The sequence below is a fragment of the Paenibacillus sp. FSL R5-0749 genome (assembly GCF_038595085.1).
Lineage (GTDB): Bacteria > Bacillota > Bacilli > Paenibacillales > Paenibacillaceae > Paenibacillus.
In genome coordinates, this window is record NZ_CP152005.1 from 4,829,785 (window position 1) to 4,841,759 (window position 11,975).

At 46.3% G+C, this 11,975-nt stretch carries 13 protein-coding genes; 6 read left to right on the forward strand and 7 right to left on the reverse strand.

Going from position 1 to position 11,975, the window contains the following annotated elements; translation table 11 throughout:
- The first annotated feature begins 165 nt into the window (after nt 1–165).
- The 5 genes from MKY85_RS21600 to MKY85_RS21620 all read left to right on the forward strand — a co-directional run bounded on the left by MKY85_RS21600 (nt 166) and on the right by MKY85_RS21620 (nt 4,730).
- The gene (locus MKY85_RS21600) at nt 166–1,470 is read left to right on the forward strand and encodes an ABC transporter substrate-binding protein (protein WP_339306639.1); all 1,305 of its coding nucleotides are present in this window, start codon (nt 166–168) and stop codon (nt 1,468–1,470) included.
- Between the two features lie 105 nt (nt 1,471–1,575).
- Nucleotides 1,576–2,448: a sugar ABC transporter permease gene (locus MKY85_RS21605; RefSeq protein ID WP_342570713.1), complete on the forward strand. Its 873-nt coding sequence runs from the start codon at nt 1,576–1,578 to the stop codon at nt 2,446–2,448.
- A 1-nt stretch (nt 2,449) separates the two neighbouring features.
- Nucleotides 2,450–3,274 (forward strand): carbohydrate ABC transporter permease, encoded by an 825-nt coding sequence (locus MKY85_RS21610; RefSeq protein ID WP_339236162.1) that lies wholly within the window; start codon nt 2,450–2,452, stop codon nt 3,272–3,274.
- 62 nt (nt 3,275–3,336) lie between these two features.
- A complete protein-coding gene (locus tag MKY85_RS21615) occupies nt 3,337–3,762 on the forward strand; it encodes an Rrf2 family transcriptional regulator (protein WP_339236164.1) in 426 nt (141 codons plus the stop codon).
- 110 nt (nt 3,763–3,872) lie between these two features.
- Nucleotides 3,873–4,730 carry an SDR family oxidoreductase gene (locus tag MKY85_RS21620; protein ID WP_342570714.1) on the forward strand — a complete coding sequence of 286 codons (858 nt, stop codon included), beginning with the start codon at nt 3,873–3,875 and terminating at the stop codon, nt 4,728–4,730.
- A gap of 193 nt (nt 4,731–4,923) precedes the next feature.
- On the opposite strand, the gene MKY85_RS21625 is transcribed toward MKY85_RS21620, so the two are convergent.
- From MKY85_RS21625 to MKY85_RS21645, 5 genes are all read right to left on the reverse strand, one after another.
- Entirely contained in the window at nt 4,924–5,463 is a 540-nt protein-coding gene (locus tag MKY85_RS21625; RefSeq protein WP_339236169.1) for an RNA 2'-phosphotransferase, read from the reverse strand.
- A 35-nt stretch (nt 5,464–5,498) separates the two neighbouring features.
- Nucleotides 5,499–5,936, reverse strand: coding sequence for an Imm48 family immunity protein (imm48, locus tag MKY85_RS21630; RefSeq protein ID WP_339256540.1), 438 nt, complete (start codon nt 5,934–5,936; stop codon nt 5,499–5,501).
- Nucleotides 5,937–6,130: 194 nt separating this feature from the next.
- Entirely contained in the window at nt 6,131–7,120 is a 990-nt protein-coding gene (locus MKY85_RS21635) for a serine/threonine-protein kinase (RefSeq protein WP_342570715.1), read from the reverse strand.
- 298 nt (nt 7,121–7,418) lie between these two features.
- Complete coding sequence (locus tag MKY85_RS21640) at nt 7,419–8,288, reverse strand: alpha/beta hydrolase (protein WP_342570716.1); 870 nt, start codon at nt 8,286–8,288, stop codon at nt 7,419–7,421.
- Between the two features lie 211 nt (nt 8,289–8,499).
- Nucleotides 8,500–9,153: a ribonuclease H family protein gene (locus MKY85_RS21645; RefSeq protein ID WP_342570717.1), complete on the reverse strand. Its 654-nt coding sequence runs from the start codon at nt 9,151–9,153 to the stop codon at nt 8,500–8,502.
- A 152-nt stretch (nt 9,154–9,305) separates the two neighbouring features.
- Between MKY85_RS21645 and MKY85_RS21650 the strand changes: the two genes are divergently transcribed.
- Nucleotides 9,306–9,941, forward strand: coding sequence for a DUF421 domain-containing protein (locus MKY85_RS21650; RefSeq protein ID WP_339236180.1), 636 nt, complete (start codon nt 9,306–9,308; stop codon nt 9,939–9,941).
- Between the two features lie 144 nt (nt 9,942–10,085).
- Here the strand turns inward: MKY85_RS21650 and MKY85_RS21655 are convergent, their stop codons facing one another.
- Together MKY85_RS21655 and MKY85_RS21660 are read right to left on the reverse strand one after the other, a co-directional pair.
- A complete protein-coding gene (locus MKY85_RS21655) occupies nt 10,086–10,853 on the reverse strand; it encodes an ABC transporter ATP-binding protein (RefSeq protein ID WP_339256546.1) in 768 nt (255 codons plus the stop codon).
- A gap of 1 nt (nt 10,854) precedes the next feature.
- Nucleotides 10,855–11,931: an iron ABC transporter permease gene (locus MKY85_RS21660; protein ID WP_342573453.1), complete on the reverse strand. Its 1,077-nt coding sequence runs from the start codon at nt 11,929–11,931 to the stop codon at nt 10,855–10,857.
- Nucleotides 11,932–11,975: the final 44 nt, after the last annotated feature.

The window sequence follows — 11,975 nt, forward strand, 5'->3', positions numbered from 1 at the left end:
TCGTCCTATGATGATATCTGTCACACCATTCGAAAATGTCCACCCAACAGAACGCTTTTGTCTATTGAGCGTATTCGCTGTTCACAGTAAAGTTATCCACATAAGAATACGCTTACATAAAGCGTTTCGGCAAGTAATAATTTTCTTTATATTTCGGGAGGTTCAATGATGAGAAAACGATTTCTTTTTTCGCTCGCAAGTGTGCTCCTGCTCTCCACTCTGCTGCTTGCCGGGTGCAACTCAGGTAAAAGTACGGAAGGTTCGGGTAAGGTTACACTTACGTTTGGAACCAGCCAATCCGGTATTCCGCGTACAGGCATCATGCAGACGATGGCCAAGGAATATGAGCAGGAGACCGGTGTCAAAATTGACTTTCAGGTCGTACCTGACGCACAATGGCGTGACCTGATCAAGGTGAAGCTGGCCTCTGGCGAAGCACCTGACATTTTCAATGTCGATGTGGACCCACTGAGTATGCCGGCTAACGTAAGACCGGAGGAAAATGCCATTGACCTCACCAATGAGGAATTCACAGGTCGGATGTCCGAAGAGATTTTGCCAACCGTCAGTCACAATGAGAAGGTGTACGGGGTTTCTTTTGCGCCAACGAAAATCTGGTATGTGTACTATAACAAACGTATCTTCCAAGAGCTCGGTATAGAGCCTCCTACATCCTATGCCGAATTCAAGGAGATCAGCCAGAAAATTAAGGATAAAGACATTATTCCGTTCTATCAGGCACCCGCCAGCGGGTGGTATCAGGTTCTGCCTTTGTTCGAAACAGGGCCTAACTATGAGCAAACGACAGCGGGAACCTACGAAAAACTAAACAACAATGAGATGAAAGTCGCAGATATGACGCAACTCAAGACGGTCATTGAACAATTGAAGGAATTTGCGGATCTCGGCTATTTCGGCAAAGACTTCCTGTCCAATACGGTGGAAGCGGGAATTGAAGCGTTTGGTCAGGAGAAAGCAGCGATGTTGCTGCGGGTTCCAGGAACAGAAAAGGAAGTCTCCGAAGCGTATCCGGCAATGAAAGATAATATGGGGTTCTTCGTCATGCCTTGGGGAGATAATCAGACGATTGGTGTGAATCCGGGCGGTTCAGCTGCAATGTTCGGTAACAAAAACAGTAAACATCCCGAAGAAGTGCTGAAATTCTTCCGCTGGATTACCGAGCATGATCATCTGCAACGTGTGTTTGATGAAGGTGAAGGTAACCTGACCATTTGCTGGCCGGAAATCGAACCAAAGCTGACACAGGATTATATTGATTATGAGAAAAATCATGAAAAAGGTACAGTCATGCAGGCCGCTGTGAAATATATCGATCCACAATGGATGGATATTGGCAAAGACTTGTCGGGCATGTTCGCCGGAGCCATGACACCGGATCAGATTCTGCAAAACATTGATAAACGCCGTGCTGAACAAGCCAAAGTGCTGAAAGATGAGAAGTGGCAGTAACAGCACATATTGCAGATAAACATACATGCTGAACAGTGTTACATGCAGCGGGCATTTGCCCGCTCATGTATTTTGTTTTGGCAGGAAGGAAAGGTGTTACCGGTTATGAATGCGAACAAAATCTATCCCTGGTATTTCTCATCTGGAGCGATTGTATTATATCTGCTGTTCATCGTTGCTCCCGCCCTGCTGGGCATCTATTATTCCTTCACCGACTGGAACAGTTATAGTTCGGAGAAGAACTTTATCGGTCTGGAGCACTTCCGTACCATTCTGGCGGGTGATCCTACATATCTTCTTTTTATCAAAAACACCGTTCTCTTCACCCTCGTGACGTCCATCGCCAAGACCGTTCTGGGATTGTTCCTGGCTCTGCTCCTAGTCAGCGGTGTAAAGGCCCCCAATCTGCATCGGATGATCATTTTCTCCCCGCAGGTGCTTTCATTTCTCATTGTTGGGCTTGTGTTCAAAAGTCTGCTTGATCCCAACAATGGATTCGTGAATGTGACCCTGCGTTCCATGGGACTGGACGTTCTGGCCCAGAACTGGCTGGGCTCCTTGACCTGGGCCATGCCATCCATCATGGCAGTGGATACGTGGAAAGGCATGGGGTACATTATGGTGCTGTTCATCGCCGGACTGCTCGCCATTCCACGGGATTACTACGAAGCAGCATCCATTGATGGCGCAGGCTTCGGGCAGAAGCTGTTCCGAATTACTATTCCAATGCTCATGCCTACCATTACCATCGCCACGGTGCTTAATATTACGTATGGGCTAAGAGTATTCGATGCCGTATACGTGCTGACCAATGGTGGCCCTGGTAACGCGACAGATGTCATTAACACGGCGGTCTATTCCTCTTTTGCCAAAGGATATTGGGGGCTGGGGAGTGCGCTATCTACCATTCTGTTTGTCATCATGGCGATCATCTCCTTCTTCATCATTCGTTTGATGAACCGAAAGGTGGAATACTAACATGCGATTGAGAAAAAGACTCGCTTCCATCGGATTAAATGTACTCGCCTGGCTGCTTAGCCTGGTGGTCTTGATTCCTTTTGTCGTCATTGTACTGAATTCATTCAAGTCGGACGCCGAGGCCAAGGTGCTTAAACTGACGCTGCCCGAGAAGTTTATCTTCGAAAATTACAAAATCGTCTATGAACAGGGACACTTGGGAGGTTCCTTTTTCAACAGTTTGCTTCACTCCGGGGCCTCTTCCCTGCTGCTGGTATTTGTTGTGGCGTTCTCGGCCTTCACGTTATCCCGTAATCATTCAAAGCTCAGCAAGTTTCTGTACTTCTTCCTGATTCTCGGCATTACACTGCCTCTCAACTACATTCCGCTTATGGAAGTCATGAAGTCGATGGGCATGATCAATTCACATCTCGGCATGATTCTGCTGTATACGGCCATGGGCATTCCGATCTCGCTGTTCATTACGTATGCGTTTGTGTCCAACATCCCGAAAGAGCTGGATGAAGCCGCGATCATGGACGGATGTAACGGAATCAAGCTGTTCCTGAGAATCATTGTGCCTCTGCTCACGTCCGTGCTTGTAACGGTATTTGTTCTTAATTTCCTAAGTGTCTGGAATGAGTTTACTGCTCCACTCTATATGCTGAATACGGTCGAGATGTGGCCGATGACGCTTGCTGTATATAACTTCTTCGGGCAATTCAGTGCCCAGTGGAATCTGGTCAGCGCCGATATTGTGCTCACGTCATTGCCTGTATTAATTGTGTTCCTGATTGGGCAAAAGTATATAGTAGGGGGACTGACTTCTGGGGCAGTGAAGGGGTAAAAGTTATAGTTGACAACAGATCCTTTTGTAACTATTATAGTTACAACGGTGGTGATCATTCCATGAGACAAATCAGCAGTCGCTTCTCCATTGCGGTTCATACCCTGTCCTTGATCGCTGTTATGCCCAATGAATGCACCGGAGATGTGATCGCACAGAGTGTGAATACCAATCCCGTGATTATTCGGCGGATCATGTCCAAGCTGAAACAGGCCGGTCTGATCGACGTCAGACCTGGTGTGGGCGGTGCTTCCTTGTTGAAAGATCCGGCGGACATTACCCTTCTCGATGTATATCGAGCGCTTGAGGTGGTGGAGGATGGGGAATTGTTTAACTTTCACAAACATCCGAATCCGAAATGTCCGGTCGGCAACATGATTGAACACACCTTGCGTGCGGAACTCATTGAGGCTCAGACAGCCATGGAACAGCGCTTGAATCGTGTAACCATACAGCAGATGATGGATCGGATTCATGTCTCTGAATAAAAAAAGCTCATTGCGAGCTTTTTTTAACCCTTTCGTTGTAATCACACCTGTTATAACATTTTTGATTACATCCATATGCTAGCAAACACATACCCTAGGAGGAATAGAAGATGAAAATTTTGGTTACTGGCGCAACAGGTCAATTGGGTTCACTGGTTGTAGAGGCATTGTTAAAAAACGATTCTGCCAAGGATTTGGCTGTAAGTGTACGTAATCCAGAAAAAGCGGAAGCACTCCGCGCTCAAGGCGTTGACGTGCGTCAGGGTGATTTCGATCAACCGGAGACGTTGGAGAAAGCTTTTGCCGGTGTAGACCGTCTGTTGCTTATCTCTACTGATGGTGACAATGAAACGCGTATTCGCCAACATCAGACTGCCGTGGACGCTGCCAAAAAAGCAGGCGTAGGCTTCATCGCTTATACAAGCGTTGTAAATGCGGAGAAAAACACACTATCCCTGGCGGAAGTTCACCGCGCTACAGAAAAAGCGATTCGTGAATCCGGCATTTCGTATTCCTTCCTGCGCAACAACTGGTACCTGGAAAATGAAGCAGGCAGTATGCAAGCCGCTACGCAAGGCGCACCTTGGGTTCATGCCACCAATGACAGCCAAGTCGGCTGGGCTACGCGCAGTGACTATGCCCATGCTGCTGCAGCTGTACTCGCAGGTGAAGGACATGAAAATACCGTGTATGAATTGTCCGGCAAACTGCGTACGCAAGCTGAACTGGCTGCCATTGTTGGTGAAGTGCTTGGACAGGAAATTAACGTGCAAAACGTGGACGATGCCGCTTACGCTGACATCATGAAAGGTGCAGGTCTACCAGACTTTGTCGTATCCATGCTCGTTGATATGCAAAGTGCTATTCGTGAAGGTGCATTGGCGGTAGAGAGTGATACATTAGAGAAATTGCTTGGCCGTCCGGCTCAGCCTCTTAGCGAAGGTATTAAAGCGATTGTAGGCAAGTAAGTTTTGGATAGGAGAAAGGGACACACCAACAAATGTTGGATGCGTCCCTTTTTTGGTGTAGCTAAGGATCAATACAATGATATACCCTTTGAACGAACGGATGACTGCACACTCAACCCATTCACTGCGACTGCTGTAATTCGATGTGGGTGTTTATGAGTTTCACACCAGTTCATCACTCATTCTTCATGCATCATGGCTTAAGAATATAACGCGCGGGAACATGATCGGCCAGCCAGATATTTTCGTTTCCATGATAAAAGAGGATTCCATCTATGGACGCTTGTGCAGCGTCGATTCTCAAAATGACAGGCTGATCATCTCGTCTTCGACCCACTTGATTGGCCGTATCGATATCTGCGGACAGATGTACATATTGCCTTTGCCGCGGCTGTAAGCCATGTTCCATAATCGAATTCACAGCACGTGCGGGTGTCCCATGATAAAGGGTTTCCGGTGGCTCAGCAGCGATCTTGGATATCTTATGTGGCGTCGAATGTCCATACAATGCCCGAATGCGGCCGGAATGGATTTCATGTCTCTTTTTCTCCGAGGCTTGAATCATCTGCTCCAGATCGGCTTGTGTGACTTCCTTCCACTGCGGACTTTCATGTAAAGCCACCAGCAATTGCGAGATTTCCACCCAACCCTCTTCGTCCAGCTCCAACTCATATTCCCATGGTGCATGTCGCAGCGCGTATGAGAGTTCCTTGCTTAATTTCATCAGATCCATTGTGATCATCTCCCACATCTAATCAAACTCGTTTATTACTGCGATTGAACCGCTGTTAAAATCTCCTGTATGTTACGTTGTAGTCCTTCGTCATCTTCCTGATTGAACTGGCGGTGTCCATCAATGCCACGTTGGATAATGGTATTCATCACCGGATGAACCTCACGATCGGAAGCCACCCGGATCAGATCATCCGCAAAATCAACAGCCTGCTGCTCACTATAATTAAACGGTTTGATCAGCATTCGAATGCTCAAGGCATGGGCCTGTGGCTCTGCCAGCTGATCCCGATGAGTGATGCCATATACCGCGCCAAAACCAAAAGCAGCCATGACCTGACGCTCCAGTTCACTCGTTTGTTCCAAAGGTGTGCCCATCAGCTCACACATTTTGTCCACCATCTGCTCCAGTTCATTTGCCGCCGCACCCAGAATTACGTCATTAATATCGTCAGCGTTGATAAATTCAGTCATATTGGTTTTCTCCATTTCTGTACTGTATTTGATCCATTCTCTCAGACTCTATGAGAACATTGTATCGGAGGTAGGGTGTTCCTTTCAAATTCATCATAAAAAACCAAATCTCCTCATTTACAAGTCGACTTGGTTTAATTAGATGTAGAACTATGCTCATTAAACATTCCCATTTATAGATGTTATGTTATAACTCAAGCCGTTTCATGTTGCTTTTTCGACTCCACTTCATAGACCTGCGTATGTTCATTCTCGGCTAAAGACCATTCCACTGTACCTGGCTTGCGCACTTTCCACACCCAGGCTTGAACTCGCAGCGAGCTTCTGACCCAGGCCAGGGAAGCACAGCGTTTCTCGGAACGAACCGTCAGACCCCAATGAATAACACGAGCGAGCCACGGATTCACATACTCATTATGTGAGCGAACAGATGGCAATTCATCCTGGAACAACCGCTGTTTCACATCCATAGGGGGTTGCCCGCAAGTCCAATAATGGAGCAGAGCCGCCAGGCTATAGATGTCCGACATTGGCCCCTGACTGGATTTCTCCGAATAGAATTCCAGCGGAGAATAACCTGCCGATGTAAATATCACCTGTTTCTCTCCGGATTGCATAGGCCAACGGGTAGCCGAGCCGAAGTCCAGAAGCTTGGGTGTACCATCCTCCATGACCATAATGTTGGAAGGTTTCACATCCCGGTGAAGAATGCCTTGCTTATGTATGTAATCCAATGTATCCACCAGTGGAAGCAATGTCTCCGTTATGAAGGCAGCATCAAGCGCATGATTGTGTTCATTCAAATATTCGGTCAATGTGATTCCCGTGCAGTATTCCATAACCAGATATCCTGTATCATTCGCTTCAAAATGATCCAAATACGACACAATATGAGGATGATCCAGTTTCGATAACAATTCACCTTCGAGCATAAATGCAGCCAGTAACTCCTGATATTGCCCACCGTATCCTCGTGAAGAGCAGAACACCTTGCGCTTGTCTACCTGACGTTCAGCCATTCTCTGCGGGAAGAATTCCTTAATGGCTACTTTGGCACCCGTGTCACGATCCCGCCCTGCATATACAATAGCCAACTCACTGCTGGCCAATACCTGTCTTACCTGATATGTATCATTTATAATCACATTGCGCTGCAATGCCATTTTGCAATTGTCTTTTCTCATAACAGACCTCTTTTCAACCTTGTCGATCGGAAGACTTTCCGCGTAAGTGCATCATTTGGTTCAACCAGTAAGCAATTCATCGCCAACCAATTATATAAACCAAATGATGCAATTTGAAACACCTAAACGCGAAATAGTTAATTATTTTTTTATATCAAACTTACTACAATTTGTTCCTAATCGAGATTCTTATTCTTCTATTGAAGAAAAGCACACTTATATACTCTATCGACAGATAAGGGGAATTACTTAATTAAACTGGATAAAAACATTCCTGAGTCCATTTTTATCAACCTTTTTAATAATTTTTCTGTAAAAATTGCCCGATTTCCTCGTTCATCTGAACCAATACGTCCTGGGAAGGAAAATGTCCGGTATCATACTTAATGGCTTGCACATTCGTAATAATCTTTTGAGCACGTTCAATACACTTATCCGCAGGGAAAAAGACATCCTTCTCCCCCACCAATAACAGGGTTGGAGACGTATAGTTAACGAGCTCTTCCCGCTCTGTGAGTTTGGGCAGATCCTGATCTATGCTGACATATTTGAAAAGTTTGCCGATAATGTTTTTATCCATTTCTTTCATGCAGTTGCACGACATGGTGTCCGTAATTTTTTGCAAGGAAGATGGTGAAGACGTCATACGATACTTGACGAGCGGCAGCGTGATATCCTGAGCTGTTTTAATTTTGGAGTTGACCGCAAGACCCGCAGGAGCAACCAATACGGCACACGAGATACGTTCGGGAATATAGGTAGCCAATCTGAGAATGATGCCTCCTCCAAATGATGGGCCGATAAACGCGCTCTTTTCAATCTCATAGTGGTCAAGCAGATCCGACACCCATAATGCCAAACTATCAAATCGTGTCGAGATGCTCGCTTCCTCGCTATAACCTGGGTGACCAATCGTATCCGGAGCAATAATCCGGTATTCTTTAAATAAAGAAGAGAACCATGACAAGGTCATCGGGTTCACACAATTACCGCCCTGGAGAATAAATAACGGCTTGCCATCCAGAGGGCCTGTCAGTAGAACATGTGTCTTTCCAAAACGTGTCTCCACATACTCCCGAGTAAACGCCTCACCCAACTCGTTCAAATAAATCTCATACTCTTCAAGTATGCTGCTCTTGCCTTCTTCACTTCTATAAATGGAACTCATGTCTGCCTCCTGCAATATATACTCAAAATAACTGATTCTAACAAATGGACTTGCTAACCAATGGACCAAAAAGATAAAGAGGGCCTGCAGATGACAGGCTCCTCCATATGTTTAACTAATCATATTCAGATGATTATAGAGCGGAAACTGGAAATTGTAAATAACGATTCTAATAGACCAGAAATAAAGGAAGCATCCTTTGTATGAATACTTACTTCCGGCCGTAGTCGGCCTTGATTTCGCCCCACTGTTTGGTCTGCCATTTGAGCACTTTATTGCTGTACGTATTCGTCTGGAGCCATTGTTCCGCACGGTCAATCATCAGCCAGATCTCTTCCGTGGAGTTGTCTCTTGGTAACGTCGTGGCTACTTTTTTCTGCTTCAGCCATTTCATGGCATTGACCGAGTCGGTATATACCGTTTTGTTACTTCCTTCTTTTTTCAGATATGCTAGGGCATGTACAATGGCCAGGAATTCGCCCAGATTGTTCGTGCCTTTGGAGATCGGTCCAACAGAGAAAATAGTCTCACCGGTGCGGGTGTCTACCCCTTTGTATTCTACAGGTCCGGGGTTACCACGTGTACCCACATCAACAGAGATACTGTCGTAATCCACTTCCTCCGACGTTTCCATGCCTGCGCTTCTTCCACTACCCGTTGACTTCTTCTTCGATGCTCCGCCGGCACTTGAACCCCAATTTCCTTTCCACCCGGCACGATACGCTTCTTCTGCAGCCGCTTTGGATTCATACGATTTATATTTAGCTCCGGTATACTGATCTGTCTGCGCTTTGCATTCTGCCCATGTACTGTACACGCCTGGCTTCTTGCCTTCCCAGACAACATAGTATTTCTGTTTTGCCACGTTGACCCGCTCCTTTGTTTACTTCATCAATATCCTATTGTAAACGATTGGGAGGGTTGAATGAAAGCTATGGAATTCAGCCAACTGCATAATTTCTCCAACTCCAGAACAGCCTAAGCAAAGAGCATATTGAAATAGAAAGGAATATACTTATGGACTGGATATGGAAATCGGTTTTACTTGTACTTATCGGCATGATTCTGCTGCGAATTGCAGGACGCAAGTCGATCTCGCAGATGAGTGTTGCCACAACGGTCATCATGATCTCCATCGGAACAACGATTGTACAGCCCATCGCGAATCATGAGCTTGGCAAAGCGATTGGATCAGCATCAATATTCATTGTGACATTACTTGTGGTGGAACAACTTCAATTGAAATTTAATATTTTTGAACGGTTAATGAGTGGCAGTTCCAAAATGGTGGTCGAGGACGGGAAAGTCATTATTCCGAATCTGAAACGTATGCGTTATACGATGGACCAGCTCGAGATGCATATGCGGCAGAACGGAATTACGAGTGTAGATGACCTGGAGTCAGCAACGGTGGAACCTAATGGTCAACTCGGTTATGTCCTGAAACGACATGCTCGTCCTGTGACGATTGGAGATCTGGAGGAGATCCTGCGAAGTTATGCGATGACAGGTAGTAGTTCAGCAACGGCAGAACCCAAACAACAACAAAACAACAGCAGCAACTCTTCAACGCATAATAATAACTCCACAGATATTTTCCAAGAAGTCAGCAACGGTGCTCATGCTCATCCCGTTGATCCTAAGCTTCAATAGACGCGCCTAGACCTGACCAAAAAAGACCTACCCGCGAGCAATTAACAACTTCGCTCCAACAGGTACGGTCTATTTTCACTTTGGATTGGTACCTCCATGGCTCACATAAAACCCAAGGATTTGGTGCCCAATTTGCCGTCCGGATCACCGTGTACTCAGGTAAGCAATACCCAGACCACCCGTCACCGGATTTGTATAGATTTCACAGTCTACATCGAACACCTCACCAATCATCTCGCGAGTCAGAATATCAGCCGGTTTGCCATGGACCACAATCTGGCCCTTCTTCACCACATAGAGATAATCGCAATATTCTGCGGCGAGTTCGAGATCATGCAGCGCTGCCAATATGCCAATGCCGAGTCCACGGACAATATTCAGAATTTGAAGTTGGTATTTGATGTCCAGATGGTTCGTCGGCTCGTCCAGGATCAGGAATTCAGGCTGTTGTGCCAGGACACGTGCTAATACGACACGCTGTTTCTCTCCACCAGACAATGACACATAATTGCGGTCTGCATGTCCAGTCAGATGTACTTTTTCCAAAGCCTGCTCCACAATTTCGTGGTCACGTTCATTATCCGTCTCCAGCATTTTTTTGTGCGGGGTACGCCCCATCATGACCATCTCGCGCACCGTAAAATCAAAGCTCAATTCATTAAACTGGCCGACAACACCCATATGTCTGGATACAACCTTTGGGCTGGATTTGAGAATATCGGTATGGTCGAGAAAAACCTTGCCTTGCTGCGGTTTGATCACTTTATAGATGCTCTTGAGTAACGTTGACTTGCCGCAACCATTCGGTCCAATCAGTCCGACGAACTGTTTGCCGTCCACCTGTAATGAAATGTCCTTGATGATGTCCGTGTTCAGCACAGAGATGGATACATTTTCTACGTTCAGCTTCATGTTAATTTCCTCCAAAACCGTAGCCTTTTTTGACCAGCATATACATAAACATGGGTGCACCAATCATGGCCGTAATAATACCGATTGGCAACTCCACGCTGGATATGAGGGATCGTGCAATAACATCCGTCCAGATGAGGAAAATGGCTCCAAACAGCACGGACACAGGCATTACTTTACGATGGTCGGAACCCACCAGACCTCTGACGATATGCGGAATAATGAGTCCCACGAAACCAATCATGCCACAGCTCGCCACCATGACACCTGTCACCAAAGCGGTTAACAGCATATACACCCTGCGGTACACACTCAGATTAATGCCCAGTGTGACGGCTGCTTCATCTCCCAATAACATCGTATTGAGAACTCTGGACTGTAAAAGAAAGAATAGAATCGCCACCAGCACGACGATACCCACGAGTGGAAGCTTGTTCCATCCGGAAGATGCCAGACTGCCCATGGTCCAGAATGTCACCGTTTTGATGCCTTCAGCATTGTTGGCAAAATAAATAATAAAGTTCGAAAATGCGCTGCACAGCGCGTTAATTACCATTCCGGCAAGGACTAGCTTGACCGATGTCATTTTCCCCCGAATCCCTGCCAAAGTCAGGACCAGTAAGGACGCACCCATCGCTCCGGCAAAGGCCCAGAAAGCAACTCCGGTCTGACCAAGCCAGCCAATCGCACCAAAGCCAATGAGAATGGCAAAAGTTGCTCCAAGTGAAGCGCCTGAGGATATACCCAGTATGTATGGATCTGCCAACGGATTCTGCACAGCAGCCTGCATAACAGCACCGCACAAGGCCAAGCCTGCACCAATAAACATCGCCATCAGCACACGCGGGAAACGAATCTGCCAGATGATATCGGTAAAGGAACCTGCCTCAATGGGTGTTGTCCCCCACTGAAATCCCGTTAATTTGTACAAAAGAATACGATATGACTCCGCCAGTGGAATGTGTACCTGTCCAATGGAAACTGCAATACCTACAGAAATAACTGTAATCATGATTAAAACTGCAATCAGTAAAGCAAACCCGGATTTACTATGAATCAGAGACTCTCTTTTCCCCATACGCTGCGTCTGAATCTGAACCGTCTGTGCCATCTCTTCCCCCA